General features: G+C 68.1%; 17 protein-coding genes. 10 read left to right on the top strand and 7 right to left on the bottom strand.

Annotated elements, in window-relative coordinates:
- The first annotated feature begins 6 nt into the window (after window positions 1-6).
- Genes IEY58_RS25530 through IEY58_RS25520 form a run of 3 tightly spaced genes read left to right on the top strand, consistent with a single transcriptional unit; the run spans window position 7 to window position 3,415 of the window.
- Entirely contained in the window at window positions 7-951 is a 945-nt protein-coding gene (locus IEY58_RS25530) for an ABC transporter permease (protein WP_189050979.1), read from the top strand.
- A complete protein-coding gene (locus tag IEY58_RS25525) occupies window positions 948-1,763 on the top strand; it encodes an ABC transporter permease (protein WP_189050978.1) in 816 nt (271 codons plus the stop codon). The genes IEY58_RS25530 and IEY58_RS25525 overlap by 4 nt, the downstream gene beginning before the upstream one ends.
- Entirely contained in the window at window positions 1,760-3,415 is a 1,656-nt protein-coding gene (locus IEY58_RS25520) for an ABC transporter ATP-binding protein (protein WP_189050977.1), read from the top strand. The genes IEY58_RS25525 and IEY58_RS25520 overlap by 4 nt, the downstream gene beginning before the upstream one ends.
- On the opposite strand, the gene IEY58_RS25515 is transcribed toward IEY58_RS25520, so the two are convergent.
- The 3 genes from IEY58_RS25515 to IEY58_RS25505 all read right to left on the bottom strand — a co-directional run bounded on the left by IEY58_RS25515 (window position 3,404) and on the right by IEY58_RS25505 (window position 5,500).
- Entirely contained in the window at window positions 3,404-3,850 is a 447-nt protein-coding gene (locus IEY58_RS25515; protein ID WP_189050976.1) for an NUDIX hydrolase, read from the bottom strand. The genes IEY58_RS25520 and IEY58_RS25515 overlap by 12 nt on opposite strands.
- Before the next feature lie 275 nt (window positions 3,851-4,125).
- Window positions 4,126-4,995 carry an anti-sigma factor family protein gene (locus IEY58_RS25510; protein ID WP_189050975.1) on the bottom strand — a complete coding sequence of 290 codons (870 nt, stop codon included), beginning with the start codon at window positions 4,993-4,995 and terminating at the stop codon, window positions 4,126-4,128.
- Window positions 4,970-5,500, bottom strand: a complete 531-nt coding sequence (locus tag IEY58_RS25505) for an RNA polymerase sigma factor (protein WP_189050974.1) — start codon at window positions 5,498-5,500, stop codon at window positions 4,970-4,972. Before IEY58_RS25505 ends, IEY58_RS25510 begins: the two co-directional genes overlap by 26 nt.
- 399 nt (window positions 5,501-5,899) lie before the next feature.
- Between IEY58_RS25505 and IEY58_RS25500 the strand changes: the two genes are divergently transcribed.
- The 4 genes from IEY58_RS25500 (at window position 5,900) to IEY58_RS25485 (ending at window position 9,678) form a co-directional block, all read left to right on the top strand.
- Window positions 5,900-7,090, top strand: coding sequence for a Re/Si-specific NAD(P)(+) transhydrogenase subunit alpha (locus IEY58_RS25500; RefSeq protein ID WP_189050973.1), 1,191 nt, complete (start codon window positions 5,900-5,902; stop codon window positions 7,088-7,090).
- 14 nt (window positions 7,091-7,104) lie between these two features.
- The gene (locus IEY58_RS25495; RefSeq protein ID WP_189050972.1) at window positions 7,105-7,515 is read left to right on the top strand and encodes an NAD(P) transhydrogenase subunit alpha; all 411 of its coding nucleotides are present in this window, start codon (window positions 7,105-7,107) and stop codon (window positions 7,513-7,515) included.
- A gap of 67 nt (window positions 7,516-7,582) precedes the next feature.
- On the top strand, window positions 7,583-8,929 hold the full coding sequence (locus tag IEY58_RS25490) for an NAD(P)(+) transhydrogenase (Re/Si-specific) subunit beta (RefSeq protein WP_229743957.1): 1,347 nt from the start codon (window positions 7,583-7,585) through the stop codon (window positions 8,927-8,929).
- Between the two features lie 185 nt (window positions 8,930-9,114).
- Window positions 9,115-9,678 carry a PAS domain-containing protein gene (locus IEY58_RS25485; RefSeq protein ID WP_189050970.1) on the top strand — a complete coding sequence of 188 codons (564 nt, stop codon included), beginning with the start codon at window positions 9,115-9,117 and terminating at the stop codon, window positions 9,676-9,678.
- Between the two features lie 80 nt (window positions 9,679-9,758).
- Here IEY58_RS25485 and rpsU read toward each other — a convergent pair whose 3' ends face one another.
- Window positions 9,759-9,962, bottom strand: a complete 204-nt coding sequence (rpsU, locus tag IEY58_RS25480; RefSeq protein WP_189050969.1) for a 30S ribosomal protein S21 — start codon at window positions 9,960-9,962, stop codon at window positions 9,759-9,761.
- A gap of 287 nt (window positions 9,963-10,249) precedes the next feature.
- Between rpsU and IEY58_RS25475 the strand changes: the two genes are divergently transcribed.
- The 3 genes from IEY58_RS25475 to IEY58_RS25465 are packed head-to-tail and all read left to right on the top strand — an operon-like array spanning window position 10,250 to window position 13,271.
- Window positions 10,250-12,013: a methyl-accepting chemotaxis protein gene (locus tag IEY58_RS25475; RefSeq protein WP_189050968.1), complete on the top strand. Its 1,764-nt coding sequence runs from the start codon at window positions 10,250-10,252 to the stop codon at window positions 12,011-12,013.
- A gap of 56 nt (window positions 12,014-12,069) precedes the next feature.
- Window positions 12,070-12,630, top strand: a complete 561-nt coding sequence (gene def / locus IEY58_RS25470; protein ID WP_189050967.1) for a peptide deformylase — start codon at window positions 12,070-12,072, stop codon at window positions 12,628-12,630.
- The gene (locus IEY58_RS25465) at window positions 12,627-13,271 is read left to right on the top strand and encodes a COQ9 family protein (protein WP_189050966.1); all 645 of its coding nucleotides are present in this window, start codon (window positions 12,627-12,629) and stop codon (window positions 13,269-13,271) included. The genes def and IEY58_RS25465 overlap by 4 nt, the downstream gene beginning before the upstream one ends.
- 26 nt (window positions 13,272-13,297) lie before the next feature.
- Here IEY58_RS25465 and IEY58_RS25460 read toward each other — a convergent pair whose 3' ends face one another.
- The 3 genes from IEY58_RS25460 to purE all read right to left on the bottom strand — a co-directional run bounded on the left by IEY58_RS25460 (window position 13,298) and on the right by purE (window position 15,470).
- Entirely contained in the window at window positions 13,298-13,531 is a 234-nt protein-coding gene (locus IEY58_RS25460) for a hypothetical protein (RefSeq protein WP_189050965.1), read from the bottom strand.
- 298 nt (window positions 13,532-13,829) lie between these two features.
- On the bottom strand, window positions 13,830-14,915 hold the full coding sequence (locus IEY58_RS25455) for a 5-(carboxyamino)imidazole ribonucleotide synthase (protein WP_189050964.1): 1,086 nt from the start codon (window positions 14,913-14,915) through the stop codon (window positions 13,830-13,832).
- 63 nt (window positions 14,916-14,978) lie between these two features.
- Window positions 14,979-15,470, bottom strand: coding sequence for a 5-(carboxyamino)imidazole ribonucleotide mutase (gene purE / locus IEY58_RS25450; protein WP_189050963.1), 492 nt, complete (start codon window positions 15,468-15,470; stop codon window positions 14,979-14,981).
- Between the last annotated feature and the right edge of the window lie 77 nt (window positions 15,471-15,547).

Here is a 15,547-nt window from a genome sequence, read left to right as displayed (position 1 = left end):
GCGCCCATGCTGCGCTTCGTCTTCAACCGGATCCTGATGGCGCTGCCGACGCTCGTCATCGTGGCGGTGTCGGTCTTCGTGCTGATCCGGCTGGTACCCGGCGATCCGGCGACGCTCATGCTGGGCGACCAGGCGACGCCGGCGAGCCTCGCGGACCTGCGCCAGCGCCTGGGCCTCGACCGCAGCCTGGCCGAACAGTTCGCGATCTGGTCCGGCCATGTGCTGGCCGGCGATTTCGGCCGCTCGATCACGTCGGGCGAGGCGGTGCTGCCGCTGATCCTCGGGCGCTTCTGGGTCAGCGCCAAGATCGTGCTGGCCGCGGCGACGCTCGCGAGCCTGGTCGCGGTGCCCGCCGGCATGATCGCGGCCTGGCGGCAGAACGGCCTCGCCGACCTGGTGCTGGTCGGCGGCGCGACGCTGCTGCTCTCGATCCCCGCCTTCTGGATGGGCCTCGTCCTGCTCCTGCTGTTCGGGCTCAAGCTCGGCTGGCTGCCGGTCGTGGGCTATGTCTCGTTCTCCGAGGATGCGGGGCGCGCGCTCGCCTATATGGTGCTGCCGGTCGCGACCCTGTTCCTGCACGAGATCGGCGTCATCCTGCGCATGGCGCGGGCGTCCACGCTCGAGGTGCTGCGGCTCGACTTCATCACCCATGCCCGCGCCAAGGGGCTGAGCGAGATGGCGGTCCTGTGGCGCCACGCCTTCAAGCCGGCATTCGGGCCGACCTGGACCTTGATCGGCCTGATGCTCGGCAATCTGCTCGGCGGCATCGCGGTGGTCGAGACTGTGTTCACCATCCCGGGCCTGGGCCGCCTGCTGGTCGATTCGATCTTCGCGCGCGACTATCCAGTCATCCAGGGCTGCCTCCTGTTCATCGCCGTCGTCTATGTGCTGGTGAACCTGGTCGTCGATCTCTGCTATCCGCTGTTCGACCCCAGGGTGACCGCGGAATGAGCCGGCTGCCGCTCAACGCGCTCCTGGCCATGCTGCTCATCCTGCTGCTGCTGGTCGCGGCCGGGCTCGGCAGCTTCTGGACGCCCTACGACCCGCTCAAGATCGATTTCCCGGCGCGGCTCGCCGCGCCCGGCGGCGCCCATTGGCTCGGCACCGACGAGTTCGGCCGCGATGTCCTGAGCCGGCTCATGGCCGGGGCGGCGACCAGCGTGCGGATCTGCGCGCTGACCGTCACCTTCGCGCTTATCGCCGGCACCGCGATCGGCGTCTTCACCGGTTTCGTGCGCGGCTGGAGCGACCGGATCGTCATGGCCTTCGTCAACGCGCTGCTGGCCTTTCCCGGCATCCTGCTGGCGCTGGCGCTCCTGACCGTGGTCGGCGCCAACGCCTATGGCATCGTGCTGGCGCTGGGCTTCGCCTACACGCCGTCGGTCGCCCGCGTCGTGCGCGGCACGGTCCTGTCGCTGCGCGAGAAGGAATATATCGAGGCGGCGCGCGTCATGGGCAATTCGGAGCTGTTCATCATGGCGCGCCACATCCTGCCGAATTGCCTCGCCCCGTTGATCGTGCTCGGCACCTCCATGTTCGGCTGGGTGCTGCTGGCCGAAAGCGCGCTCAGCTTCCTCGGGCTTGGCGTGCCGCCGCCGGCGCCGACCTGGGGCAACATGCTGGCAAGCGGCCGGCCCTACCTGGCGCAGGCTGCCTGGCTCGGGCTCTATCCGGGCCTGTGCATCGCACTGACCCTGCTCGGCATCAACCTGCTGGGCGACCTGCTGCGCGACAAGTTCGATCCCAGGATGCGCGGGCTGTGAGCGCGCTGCTCGATATCCGGAACCTGACGCTCGCCGTCGGCCGCACCGGGCAGACCGTCGTCAACGACGTGAGCCTCACCCTCGCCGCCGGCGAGGTGCTGGGCATCGTCGGCGAGTCCGGCAGCGGCAAGACCCTGCTGGCCCGTGCCGTCATCGGGCTCGAGCCGCCGGCGATCCGGCGCCAGGCCGGCACGATCCGCTTCGAGGGCCAGGATATCGCGGCTTTGCCCGCCAAGGCGCTCCGCCAGTTGCGCGGCAGCCGGATCGGCATGGTGTTCCAGGAACCGATGACCTCGCTCAACCCGTCGATGACCATCGGCCGGCAGCTTGAGGAGGGGCTGATCCTGCACCGTGGTGGCGACGCGGCGCCGCGCCGCGCGGCGGTGCTCGACATGCTGGCCCGCGTCGGCATCGCCGATCCCAGGGCGGCACTCGAGGCGTTCCCCCATCAATTCTCCGGCGGCATGCGTCAGCGCATCATGCTGGCCTCGGTCATGCTGCTCCGGCCGGCGCTGCTGATCGCCGACGAGCCGACCACGGCACTCGACGCGGTCGTGCAGCGCGAGGTGCTGGAGCTCATGCTGGATCTGACGCGCGACCACGGCACCGCGGTGCTGATGATCAGCCACGATCTCTCCATGGTCGCGCGCTACACCGACCGGGTCGCCGTCATGTGCCGGGGCGACTTGCTAGAACTGAACGCGACGTCGGAGCTCCTGGCCCGACCGCAGCAGCCCTATACGCGGCAGCTCCTGAACGCCATGCCGCACCGAGCTCCGGCGCGCACCCTGCCTCAAGACGAGGGCCCGCTCGTCGAGGTGCGCGGGCTCACGGTCGATTACCCGGGCCATGGCGGGCTCTTGGGCCGGCGCACGCCCAAGCGGGCGCTCCACGGCATCGATCTCTCGATCCGGCCGGGCGAGGTGGTGGCGGTGGTCGGCGGCTCCGGCTCGGGCAAGACGACGCTCGGCCGCGCCATCGCCGGGCTGGTCCGGCCCTCGGGCGGCGAGATCCGCTTCGCCGGCCGTTCTATCGCGCGCGATGACGAGGGCTGGCGGCACTACCGGCTGAACTGCCAGATGGTGTTTCAGGACCCTTACGCCTCGCTCGACCCGCGCATGACCGTGGGCCAGCTGGTCGGCGAGGCGCTGCGCCAGGTGCCGGGGCTGAGCGCGCAAGACAAGGCCACGCGGGTGGCCGAAGTGCTGGCGGAGGTCGGGCTCGACCGGCCGTTCCTGGACCGTTATCCGCACGAGCTCTCGGGCGGGCAGCGCCAGCGTGTCGCGATCGCGCGCGCCGTCGTGCGGCGGCCATCCTTCGTCATCGCCGACGAGCCGGTGTCGGCGCTCGACGTGACGGTGCGCGCCCAGGTGCTGGACCTGTTCAGCCGGCTGCAGCAGCGCCACGGCTTCTCGTGCCTGTTCATCAGCCACGACCTGGGGGTGGTCGAGCAGGTGGCGGACCGGGTCGTCGTCATGCGTGACGGCCGGATCGTCGAGCAGGGCACGCGCGATACGATCTTCGATGCGCCCGGCGATGCCTACACCCGCACGCTGCTGTCGGCCATTCCGGCGCTGGAGCCGGACAGCGGCGGCGGCGTTAGGCTCAAGTGGCGGTTTGAGGAGGACGCGCTCGCCGTCTCAGGCGACTGACTTCGTGCGTTCCGGCAGGTCGTGGCAGAGCTTGGCAAGCAACGGCTCGCGCAGCAGCTCGGCCGCCTCGTCGGCCGAGACCCATTTGACCTCGCGTCGGCCCTTCTCGGGAAATTCCTTCAGCACCTCGGTCACCTTCATCAGGTAGACCCAGACCTCGATCATGGTCTCGACCGCGTGCACCCGCTTCATCGTGCGATAGCAGCCGGATGCCACCGGCGCCACCTCGCCCAGCACGCCCGCCTCCTCGAAGGCTTCCCGGGCGGCGTTCTCGGCGAAGCCGAATTGCGGCTCGACCCGGCCCTTCGGAATGCCCCAGCGCCCGGTCTTGGCCGTCGTCAGCACGAGTACGCGCGGCTCGCCCCGGCGGTCCAGCCGATAGGCCAGGACACCGGATTCGAGCAGGGGCGGGCGGTGGGACGCGATTTCGGCCATGGCCTGTCGTCGGGCTCCGTTCTGACGCAGAGCGTCATGAAAACGTTTTCATACGAACGAAGTGTAACGCCGAACCCGTATCAATTGGTTAGCAATTTGGCGGGCTCGGTCAGAATTCAGCGATGAAGTTGGCCACAGGTTGAAACCTGGGCGGGTGTTGTGGTGTTCGGCGCGTCCTCGCGCCTATCAAATCGGGCGCAAAGAGAACGCCGCCGGGCCTGAGGCCGGCGGCGTTCGTTGGCGACTCGGGAAAGGGCGCCTGGAACGGCTGCCCGTCAGATCGCCTTCAACTGGAACTCGACGTCGTTGGCGATGCCCCACATCCAGCCCTTGTCGGCCGAACCCACGAGGGCGTAGCCGTGGCCCTGGTGGCGCCAGTAGAGCAGGTTGACGCCCGCCCGCTTGGCGAAGGTCGGCGAGGAGTCGGGGCGGGTCGTGTTGGTCACCGTGATGGTGATCGGCCCCAGGCTCTTGTTGTCGGTCGTGTAGTAGAACTGGTAGGCGGGCTTGCCCTCGACCATCAGCTTGCGGGCACCCTGGAAGGCCAGGCTCCAGGGCTTGAGGTCGGGGATGCGCACGTCGGACGGCAGCTTTGTCTCGGCGCCGGCCGGCACGTCGAATACCGTCGATTCCGCGCCGTTGGCGCTCGAGATCAAGAGGTTGTGGTAGCCGGCGATATTGTCGAGCCAGCTGGTCGCGGTCGAGTTCGGCTGGGTCGCGTCGACGTTCACGTCGCCGCCCATGCCGGCCAGATAGCCGCCGCCGGCACCGATCATGAGGAACGACAGCGAGGCGGCTGCGACGAGCCCCAGGCCCCAGCGCCGGTTGGCGATGCCCTTGCGCGCCGTCGTGGTGGCAAGCCGCGCGCCGAACGACAGGATCGTGGCGCTCGGCAGCTCTTCCTCTTCCTCGTGGGCAGCGGTCCGGCCGCGGGCGGCCGCGATCAGCCGCTCGGGCACTGGCTCGCGCAGGATCTCGTCGAAGGCGTCGCGGATCTGCGCGTCGGACTCGGTCAGGAGCAGGAGCCGCGCCTGCAGCTCCGAATCCCGCTCGAGGCACGACTCGATCTCGACGGCGGTGGCCTCGTCGACCTCGCCGTCCAGATAAGCCACGAGCATTTCATCGCTGGGCCGCTGCATCATCATCACTCCTCCGAAGACCCCCGCCCGCATCCAGGAGCGCTACCAGCGCCACCCTGGCTCGAGCGAGACGGCTCATGATCGTACCGACCGGAACCTGAGCGATCTCCGCTGCCTCCTTGTAACTGAACCCATCCACCGTCACGAGCATCAATGCTTCCCGCTGCTCTGCGGGTAACCGGGCCGCGGCACGACGGACCTCTTCGAGCGCCAACCGTGCTTCGGCACGCCTCATCGGTTCGTCGCTGCCGAACCGATCGTCCTCGATCTCGCCGTCCTCCTTGCGGACGTCCCGCGCCCTGATCTGGTCGATCCAGATCGTCTGCACGATCCGGAACATCCAGCTGTCGAAGCGCGTGCCTTCCTGGAACTGGTGCTGACGCGTCAGCGCTCGTTCACAGGCCGCCTGCACCAGATCGTCCGCCTGAGTTGCGTTGCCTGCAAGCCCCCGCGCGAAGCGGCGGAGTCTCGGCAGTGCTGCTACCAGCTGGTCGCTGAACGCTTCGCTCATCGCGCTACCACCTGGCCCGCAGCTCTCGCGGCGATCCTTGTGCTGACATAACGGACCGGCATTGGCTTTATTCCATCCCGCCTTGCTCTTCCATGTTCGGGACCGGCCGCCATGCCGCTGTCCGCCCCCCGTCACAGGCCATAGCACGGGCGGAAGCGGGGGAAAACCTCTCGTCGCCGCAACGAAAAAACGCCTCCGACCGGAAATCTTCCCAGAAATTTCGTCGGCGGCGGCGTGAAACCTGATATGAACGGCTCGACCGGCTGGCGAGCCATGCGATTCTCGCAGCCGCCGGAAGGGTTTCGTGAGGCACCGGCGCCGCCCGCGCCGGACCGCCGTGGCGCTGGCGTCCTCTCTCCTGCCGGCGCCGGTTCTTTTCAAGGGACGGAACGACGACCGATGAAAGTGGCCATCATCAAGGAGACCCGCGCGCACGAGAAGCGGGTCGCAGCCTCGCCGGAGACGGTGAAGAAAATGATCGCGCTCGGGCTCGAGGTCGTGGTCGAGAAGGACGCCGGCACCGCGGCTGCCTTCCCCGACGCCGCCTATGCCGCCGCCGGCGCCACCGTGGCGCCGGATGCCGCGGCGGCACTCGACGGGGCGGAGCTCGTGCTCAAGGTCCAGCGTCCGCAGCTCGCGGACGAGGGGACGGATGAGCTTGCGGGCCTGAAGCCCGGCGTGACGCTGGTCGCGATCCTGGGCGCGCTGCAGAACCGCGCCGACGTCGAGGCCTATGCCAAGGCCGGCATCACCACCTTCAGCATGGACCTGATCCCGCGCATCACCCGCGCGCAGTCGATGGACGTGCTGTCGTCGCAGGCGAACCTCGCCGGCTACAAGGCCGTGGTCGAGGCGGCGACCGAGTACGGCCATGCCTTCCCGATGATGATGACCGCGGCCGGCACGATCCCGCCGGCGCGCGTGACCGTGATGGGCGCCGGTGTCGCGGGCCTGCAGGCGATCGCGACGGCGCGGCGCCTGGGCGCCATCGTCTCGGCCTTCGACGTGCGCGCCGCCGCCAAGGAGCAGGTCGAGAGCCTGGGTGCCAGCTTCATCGAGGTCGATGCCGAGGCCGCGAAGGAGGCCGAGACCGCCGGCGGCTATGCCAAGGAGATGAGCGAGGACTATCAGCGCCGTCAGCGCGAGAAGATCCACGAGATCTTGAAGAAGGCGGACCTGGTCATCTGCACGGCCTTGATCCCCGGCAAGAAGGCGCCGGTGCTGGTGACCAAGGAGATGATCGCCGATATGAAGCCGGGCTCGGTCATCGTTGATCTTGCCATCGAGAACGGCGGCAACGCCGAGGGCGGCAAGTTCGGCAAGATCGTGACCACGGCGAATGGCGTGAAGCTTGTGGGCCACGCCAACATGCCGTCGCGCATCGCGGCCGACGCGTCGGCGCTCTATGCCAAGAACCTGCTCAACTTCCTCAGCCTCATCGTCGACAAGGAGACGAAGGGGCTCAAGATCGACACGGCCGACGAGATCATCAAGGGCACGCTTGTCACCCGCGACAGCCAGATCGTTCATCCGGCGCTGGCGCCCGCCCCGGCACCGACCGAACCCTCGCCCGCCCAGCCCGCCGCCTGAGGAGCCCCCAACCCATGGATTCGACCTCTCTGTCGCACCGCGCGACCGACCTCGCCGGCGACGCCTCGGCGCTGTCGCACAACCTCGATGCGCTCGCCCAGCAGATCGCCGATCAGGCGCAGGCCGCGGCGGCGCACGGCGGCAGCCCGTTCGTGTTCTTCCTGACCGTGTTCGTGCTCGCCTGCTTCGTCGGCTACTACGTGGTCTGGCGCGTGACCCCGGCGCTGCATTCGCCGCTGATGAGCGTCACCAACGCGATCTCGAGCGTCATCATCGTCGGCGCGCTGATCGCCGCCGGCCCGGCCGACTTCACCTTTTCCAAGGTGATGGGCTTCGTGGCCGTCACGCTGGCCTCCGTCAACATCTTCGGCGGCTTCATCGTGACGCAGCGCATGCTGTCGATGTTCAAGAAGAAGCAGAAGTAAGGAGGACGGCCAAGTGACCGAGAACCTTTCCGCGCTCCTCTACCTGGTCGCTTCCGTCTGCTTCATCATGGCCCTCAAGGGCCTGTCGAGCCCGGAATCGAGCCGCCAAGGCAACCTCTTCGGCATCGCCGGCATGGCGATCGCCATCGTCACCACGCTCACCTCGTCGCTGGTCGAGAGCTACTGGCTCATCGTCATCGGCATCGCGATCGGCGGCGCCATCGGCGCCTATATCGCGCGCAAGATCGCGATGACGGCGCTGCCGCAGCTCGTCGCCGCGTTCCACTCGCTGGTCGGCCTCTCGGCCGTCTGCGTCGCGGCCGCCGCGTTCTACGCGCCCTCCCGCTACGGCATCGTTGACCCGTCGGGCTCGATCCATACCGGCAGCCTCCTGGAGATGGGCCTCGGCACGGCGATCGGCGCCATCACCTTCACCGGCTCGGTGATCGCGTTCGCCAAGCTGCAGGCGCTCATCAGCGGCAAGCCGCTGCAGTTTGCCGGCCAGCACATGCTGAACCTGGGCCTCGGCATCGGCATCGTGGTGCTCCTGGGCCTGTTCATGGCCACGCAATCGAGCGGCATCTTCTGGCTCCTGGTGCTGGTCTCGCTGGCGCTGGGCTTCCTCCTGATCCTGCCGATCGGCGGCGCCGACATGCCGGTCGTCATCTCGATGCTGAACAGCTACTCGGGCTGGGCCGCCTGCGGCATCGGCTTCACGCTTGCCAACAGCCTGCTCATTATCACGGGCGCGCTCGTCGGCTCGTCCGGTGCGATCCTGAGCTACATCATGTGCAAGGGCATGAACCGGTCGATCTTCAACGTCATCCTGGGCGGCTTCGGCACCGACGGCGGGGCGGCCGCGGGTGCCGGCGCCAAGGGCGACCAGGTGGTGAAGGCGGGCTCGGCCGAGGACGCGTCCTTCATCATGAAGAATGCCGGCAGCGTCATCGTCGTGCCCGGCTATGGCATGGCGGTGGCCCAGGCCCAGCACGCGCTCCGCGAGATGGCCGACGTGCTCAAGAAGGAAGGCGTCACCGTCCGCTACGCGATCCACCCGGTCGCGGGCCGTATGCCCGGCCACATGAACGTGCTGCTGGCCGAGGCGAATGTGCCCTATGACGAGGTCTTCGAGCTCGAGGAGATCAACCGCGACTTCGCGGCGGCCGACGTCGCATTCGTCATCGGCGCCAATGACGTGACCAACCCGGCGGCCAAGACCGACCCGTCCTCGCCGATCTACGGCATGCCGATCCTGGACGTGGAGAAGGCCAAGACCGTGCTGTTCATCAAGCGTTCGATGGCGTCCGGCTATGCCGGCGTCGAGAACGAGCTGTTCTTCCGCCCGAACACCATGATGCTGTTCGGCGACGCGAAGAAGATGACGGAAGAGATCGTCAAGTCGCTCGAAGCCTGAGACGCGGTTCCTCCGCGGGCGCAGGATGCCGGCCGGGCAATGCTCCGGCCGGCATTTTCTTTTGCTGACATCTTCTGCGCTTGGGCGATCATGCCTCCCTGATTTGGCCCGAGGGGAACAAGAAATTGCGCTCTCGGAGGATCGCCGGAACGGGCTATACCGTTCACCGGCGCGGGAGGACGCATGTGACTGATGGGCCAGGGGCATCCGACGGGTCGCAGATCCAATCGGTCGAGCTCGATTTGACGGATGCCACATATCCGGAACTGGCGCGCGTGCTTGCCTATTGGCATCGGCAACGCGGCGACCGGTTCGCCCCGCGGCGGGCCGATATCGATCCTGCCGACCTGGTCGAATCGCTGGCGCGCATCACGCTCTCCGACGTGTTTCGCGACGCGGCGGGCGAGCCCGATTTCCGCTACCGGCTGTGCGGCACCGCCATCTGCACGACCCATTGGCGCGACCCGACGCACCAGCGGCCGCGCGACATGCTGCCGCCGGCCTATGGCGCGCTGCTCCACGCCCATTACACGGAGGCGGTCGAGCGGCGCCAGCCGATGCTGCATCTGCTGCTTTTGTCGACGCGCGAGCGCGAGCGCTCGTATGCCCGGCTGCTTCTGCCGCTGTCCGAGGACGGCACGACCGTGACCATGCTGATGACGGTCGACAGCAAGCAGCAGGACGATCCGGCGCTCCGCGACTATTTCTACGCAGTGACCCAGGGCCGCCCGGACAGCGGCGATTCCTGAACGACGAAAGCGCCGGCAAGTTGCCCCGCCGGCGCTCCGTGATTCTCTAGGACGCTGACGCGAGAAGCGTCAGGAAAGGCTTAATAGCCTTCGCGATCCATCCGCTTGCGCAGCAGCTTGCGATGACGGCGCACGGCCTCCGCCTGCTCGCGGGCCCGCTTCTCGGACGGCTTCTCGTAATTCCGCCGCAGCTTCATCTCGCGGAAAATGCCTTCCCGCTGCATCTTCTTCTTCAGCGCGCGCAGCGCTTGATCGACGTTGTTGTCGCGAACGAGGACTTGCACGGTTTACCGGCGCTCCTTCGAGAGAATAAAAAATTGGTCGCGGATGCAGGCTGCACCCCGATCGAGCGGCTTTAATAGCACCGGCGCCGCACAAGGGAAAGGGGAGTCTTGCCTGCGCGTGCGGCAAGGCGGACCAGCGGCGAATGCGGGGCAACCCCATCATCCTCATGGATTCTTAATCCTCATACGTTAGTGACAGGCGGATTCTTCTCGTCGAAGAAAACGGATCGAACGGCCCGGATCGAAGGCCGTCACGCCGCCCCTGGGGCGGCAACAGGGGAGACGCCATGTCGTTGCTGGAGACGCTCAAGGCCCGGATTCCACTCGTCATCGCCATACTTGTCCGGCGAGCCCGTGCCGGACGCGAGGCCGCAGGCAATCTCAGGATCGCCCACAAGCTCGCCGCCGCCTTCGCCGTCGTCGTGGTCCTGCTCGCGGTGAGCGGTGTCATTACCTTCCGCGAACTGCGCATCATCGCCGACACCGGCACCCGCACGGAGGAGACGCACGCGCTGCTCGACGCGCTGCACGAGATGCAGGCGAGCATGGTCGACCAGGAGACGTCGATTCGCGGCTATATCATCGCCGCCGACGACCGCTTCCTCGATCTCTACGCCGCCGGACAGAAGGCGCTCAAGGAGAGCCGCGAGCGGTTGAAGGCGCTCGCCGCAGCGGATGCCGACGCCAAGGCGGCGCTCGACGACATGGATACGATCATCAACGCCTGGCAGCACGACATCGCCGAGACCGAGATCGCCGACATGGCGAAAGCCGAGACCCGCGACGATGCCCGCCAGATCGAGGCGAACGGCATGGGCCGGGCCTACATGGACGGCATCCGCGAGAAGGTCTCCGATCTCGACAAGCTCGAGCGGGATAAGCTCGCTGCACGCTCGGCGGCGCAGGATCGTGCCGTCACCGTCGCCGTCGCGGTGACGATCGGCGCGCTCGTGGTGCTGATCCTGGTGGCACTCGCCCTCTGGTACTCGCTTGGCCGCGCGATCGCCCGGCCGATCATGCGCATCACCGAGGTCATGGGCCGCTTGAGCGAGGGCGATACGACGGTCGCCGTCTTCGGGCTGGGCCGGCACGACGAACTCGGTGCCATGGCGAGCGCGGTTGAGGTGTTCAAGCTCAACGCGCTCGACCGGCAGCGCCTCGAGGCCGAGCGGATCGAGGTCGAGCGCCGCGCCGCCGAGGCCAAGGAGCACGCCATGGCCGAGCTGGCCGAGAGCTTCGAGGTCAAGGTCGGCCATCTGGTCGAGGTCCTCTCGTCGGCCGCGACCGAGCTCGAGGCGACGGCGCAATCCATGTCGGCGACCGCGGCCGAGACCGGCGAGCAGTCGACCGTGGTCGCCGCCGCGATTGACGAGACCGCGGCCAATGTCGAGACGGTGGCGGCCGCGACCGAGCAGCTGTCGGCGTCGATCCAGGAAATCGGCCGGCAGGTCGTGCAGTCGGCCGGCATCGCGAGCCGCGCGGTCGAGGATGCCCGCCGCACCGACGGCACCGTCCAGGCGCTGTCCGACGGGGCGAGGAAGGTCGGCGAGGTGGTCGGCCTCATCCACCAGATCGCGGCCCAGACCAATCTTCTGGCCCTGAACGCGACGATCGAGGCGGCGCGCGCCGGTGAGGCCGGCAAGGGCTTCGCCGTGGTGGCGTCGGAGGTGAAGTCGCTCGCCACCCAGACCGCACGCGCGACCGAGGAGATCGCGAGCCAGATCGGCCGGATGCAGGAAACGACGGCCGAGGCGGTCGCCGCGATCCGGGCGATCGGCGGGGTGATCGGCGAGATCAGCGGCATTGCGGCTGCAGTCGCCGCCGCGGTCGAGCAGCAACGCAGCGCCACTGCCGACATCGCGCGCAACATTCAGGGGGCAGCGCGCAGCACCCAGGAGGTCTCGACCAGCGTCGCGAGCGTCCGGCAGGCGGCGGCCGAGACCGGCTCCGCCGCGTCCGACGTGCTGGGTGCGGCGAGCGGCCTGTCGCGCAATGCGGAGCAACTCAACACCGAGGTGTCGGCCTTCCTGGCCGGCATCCGCGCCGCCTAAGCTCAATCTCCGGGGGTCTTTACCCGTACCGAGGTGCTGCCCATACTGGCGCGATCATGAGCATCCTCAAGATCGCCCGCATGGGCCATCCCGTCCTGCGCCGCCTTGCCGATCCCATCGCGGACCCGACGGCGCCGGACGTCGCCGCCCTGGTCAGCGACATGACCGAGACGCTGGACGACATCGGCGGCGTCGGCCTGGCGGCGCCCCAGGTCCATGTCTCGCGCCGGGTCATCATCTTCAAGGTGCCGCAGGAGCGCACGACCGGCATGGCGGACGACGAGCCGCAGCCATTGACGGCGCTTATCAACCCGGTGATCGAGCCGGTCGGCGACGCGCTCAATCTCGGCTGGGAAGGCTGCCTCTCGATCCCCGGCCTCCGCGGCGCCGTGCCGCGTCATACCACCATCCGCTACCGCGGGCTGGCGCTCGATGGCACGATGATCGAGCGGACGGCGTCGGGCTTCCACGCCCGGGTCGTGCAGCACGAGGTCGACCATCTGGACGGCGTGCTCTATCCCGAACGGATGAGCGATCTGGCGCTGCTGACCTTCATCGAAGAGGGCATGAAGCACCCGATCGACCTGGCCGCCTATGCGCGAGGAGAGTTCGAATGACCGTCGAGGCCGATTTCGTCGCCGCCAAGGACCGGCTCCTGGAGGCGACCCTGCCCAATGTGCTGTTCGACGGCTGGTCGCTGGCGGCGCTCAAGGCTGGCGCCAAGGCGATCGACCTCGCCGAGGCCGAGATCGTCCGCCTGTTCCCCGACGGTGGGCGCGAGGCGGCGCTCTGGCTCGACGATTGGGCCGACCGGCGCATGCTCGCGACCCTTGATGCCATGGACCTGACCCCGCTCCGGACCCACGAGCGGGTCGCAGCCGCTGTCAAGGCGCGGCTCGAGGCGCTGGCGCCCCATCGCGAGGCGGTGCGCCGCGCGATCGCGCTCAAGGCCTCGCCCTGGGGGGCGGCCAAGGCGGCGGAGATCGTCTATCGCACGGTCGACGCCATCTGGTACGCGGCCGGCGACAATGCGACCGACTTCAACTTCTATACCAAGCGCGGGCTGCTCGCCGCCGCCTACGGCCCGACCGTGCTCTATTGGCTGAACGATGCGTCCGAGGGCTCGGCCGACACTTTCGCGTTTCTCGACCGGCGCCTTTCGGAGGTCATGCAGATCCCGAAGCTGACGCAAGGCCTGAAACGGGCGGTGCGGCACCTGGCCGGGCCGTTCGAGTTCCTGCGCCAGGCGCGCCGCTGACGTCGGGCGTGCCGCTGATTGGCGGCTCACCCGACGAGGGCGGCTGCGACGCCGGCCGCTTCCGCGACGATGGCGAGGCCGGCAAGCGCCAGGAAGGTGACGCCCATCAGCAGCGCCTCGACCCGGCTGCCGGCCGAGGGAGCCAGCGCTGCCGGCCGGCTGGCCGTGCGCAGGGCGCGCGCCCGAACCGGCTTCCGGGCGGCCGCCGTGCGGACCGGACGAAGGGCGCGCGGGGCGAAGGCGAGAGCGACGTTGTTCATGATCCATCTCCAACGAGGGTTGCGAGAAGACCAGGAGCAACGGACGGGCCAGGCGGCGATTTTGTTTTAAATCAATAAGTTAGCTACGGACGTGCCAAGTCGCGTAACGTGAAACCGTCCGGAACTGGACGGGCAAGTGTCCACTTCCGAACAGTCGAAAGGTTGGCATACCCATATGCCGTCCCGCGCAGGCGGGAATCCAGGGCAAGCGATGATCTTTCGCAGCCTTGCCGGAGCTATCGATATGTCGCTCTGGATCCCCGCCTGCGCGGGGATGACGGTTGGGAAAGGCGCCGTTCTACTCGTGCCGCGGCAGGAGGCGCGTCACGTGGCCCATCTTGCGGCCGGGGCGGGCGTGCACCTTGCCGTAGAGGTGCAGCTTGCTCATCGGCTCGGCGACAATCTCGCGCCAGCGGTCGATGTCGTTGCCGATCAGGTTCTTCATGACCGCGTCGGAATGGCGCTCGGTCGAGCCCAAGGGCAGGCCGGTGATGGCGCGCACCAGCTGCTCGAACTGGCTCGTGTAGCAGGCGTCCATGGTCCAGTGGCCGGAATTGTGCGGCCGCGGGGCAAGCTCGTTGACCAGGATCTCGTCGTCATGGGTCACGAACATCTCGACCGCGAGCACGCCGACCACGTCGAGCTTTTCGGCGATGTGGCGGGCGATCGCCTCGGCGCGCATGGCGAGCTCGGGCGCGATGCGCGCCGGCACGATGGTCGTGTCGAGCATATGGTTCGCGTGCTGATTCTCGACCGCCGGGTAATTGACGATCGTGCCGTTTGTCCCGCGCACGACCACGACCGAGATCTCACAGCGATAGTCGACGAAGGATTCGAGAATGGCGATCCCGGCACTGTCGGCGGCACCGGCGATCGCGGCCCAGGCCTGAGCCGGATTGACGTCCGGCGTAATCATGACCTGGCCCTTGCCGTCATAGCCCATGCGCACGGTCTTCAGCACCGCGCGATGGCCCAAGTCGCGGATGGCCCGGCCGAGCGCGTCGGGCCCGGTGACCTCGCGATATTGCGCGGTCGCGACATCGATCGAGCGCAGATAGTCCTTCTCGCGAAGCCGGTCCTGCGCCACGCGCAGCACCTCGACCCCCGGCCGGACCGGTGTGTGCGGCAGGATCGCCTCGAGGGCGGAGACCGGCACGTTCTCGGTCTCGTAGGTCGCGACATCGACCGACTGGGCGAAGCGGGCGAGCGCGTCCACGTCATCGAGGGCGGCGACCGTGACAAGGGGCGTCACCTGCGCGCCCGGGCACTCCGGCTCGCTCGAGAAGATATGGGTGGTGAAGCCGAGCCGAGCGGCCGCCTGGGCGGTCATCCGGCCCAGTTGGCCGCCGCCGAGAATGCCGATGGTTGCGCCGGGAGCCAGCATCGAAGGCCCTAATCCTGTCGTCAAAAGAGGTTCGATCGGATGTCCCGTCAGCCCCGGGGACGGTCAGTCCCGCGGGGCCTCTGCGACCGCGCCGGTCTGCCGTTCGCGCCACTGATCCAGTGCCGCAGCGACGGCCGGGTCCTGCAGCGCCAAAATCGAGCCGGCGAGAAGGGCGGCGTTGATCGCGCCCGCCTTGCCGATCGCCAAGGTACCGACAGGAATTCCCCCAGGCATCTGCACGATCGACAGCAGACTGTCCATGCCTTTCAGCGCATGGCTCTCCACCGGCACGCCCAGGACCGGCAGCGGCGTCATGGCGGCCGTCATGCCGGGCAGGTGGGCGGCACCCCCGGCGCCGGCGATGATCACCTTGAGGCCGCGGCCGCGCGCCTCCTTGGCATAGGTCACGAGCCGGTCCGGCGTGCGATGGGCGGAGACGATGCGAGTCTCGAACGCGATGCCGAGCGCCGCCAGCGTTTCGGTGGCATGCCGCATGGTTTCCCAGTCGGACTGGCTGCCCATGATGACGCCGACTTGCGCCTCAGCTGTGGTCATCGGCGCAAACTTCCCTTGAGTTCACGAGTTCTTGACGAGGGCGCCATTATATTGGCGGAAAGCATTTGGGCAAGCGC

This window comes from Aliidongia dinghuensis, assembly GCF_014643535.1.
In the GTDB taxonomy this organism is placed as follows: Bacteria; Pseudomonadota; Alphaproteobacteria; order ATCC43930; family CGMCC-115725; genus Aliidongia; species Aliidongia dinghuensis.
This window is presented reverse-complemented; position numbering and strand designations above follow the sequence as displayed.

Excerpts from the sequence above, each read along its gene's own strand:
- IEY58_RS25530 (WP_189050979.1), top strand. The coding sequence starts at position 7 with ATGCTGCGCTTCGTCTTCAACCGGATCCTGATGGCGCTGCCGACGCTC.
- IEY58_RS25525 (WP_189050978.1), top strand. The coding sequence starts at position 948 with ATGAGCCGGCTGCCGCTCAACGCGCTCCTGGCCATGCTGCTCATCCTG.
- IEY58_RS25515 (WP_189050976.1), bottom strand. The coding sequence starts at position 3,850 with ATGGCCGAAATCGCGTCCCACCGCCCGCCCCTGCTCGAATCCGGTGTC.
- IEY58_RS25510 (WP_189050975.1), bottom strand. The coding sequence starts at position 4,995 with ATGATGATGCAGCGGCCCAGCGATGAAATGCTCGTGGCTTATCTGGAC.
- IEY58_RS25505 (WP_189050974.1), bottom strand. The coding sequence starts at position 5,500 with ATGAGCGAAGCGTTCAGCGACCAGCTGGTAGCAGCACTGCCGAGACTC.
- IEY58_RS25500 (WP_189050973.1), top strand. The coding sequence starts at position 5,900 with ATGAAAGTGGCCATCATCAAGGAGACCCGCGCGCACGAGAAGCGGGTC.
- IEY58_RS25495 (WP_189050972.1), top strand. The coding sequence starts at position 7,105 with ATGGATTCGACCTCTCTGTCGCACCGCGCGACCGACCTCGCCGGCGAC.
- IEY58_RS25490 (WP_229743957.1), top strand. The coding sequence starts at position 7,583 with ATGGCCCTCAAGGGCCTGTCGAGCCCGGAATCGAGCCGCCAAGGCAAC.
- IEY58_RS25475 (WP_189050968.1), top strand. The coding sequence starts at position 10,250 with ATGTCGTTGCTGGAGACGCTCAAGGCCCGGATTCCACTCGTCATCGCC.
- def (WP_189050967.1), top strand. The coding sequence starts at position 12,070 with ATGAGCATCCTCAAGATCGCCCGCATGGGCCATCCCGTCCTGCGCCGC.
- IEY58_RS25465 (WP_189050966.1), top strand. The coding sequence starts at position 12,627 with ATGACCGTCGAGGCCGATTTCGTCGCCGCCAAGGACCGGCTCCTGGAG.
- IEY58_RS25460 (WP_189050965.1), bottom strand. The coding sequence starts at position 13,531 with ATGAACAACGTCGCTCTCGCCTTCGCCCCGCGCGCCCTTCGTCCGGTC.
- IEY58_RS25455 (WP_189050964.1), bottom strand. The coding sequence starts at position 14,915 with ATGCTGGCTCCCGGCGCAACCATCGGCATTCTCGGCGGCGGCCAACTG.
- purE (WP_189050963.1), bottom strand. The coding sequence starts at position 15,470 with ATGACCACAGCTGAGGCGCAAGTCGGCGTCATCATGGGCAGCCAGTCC.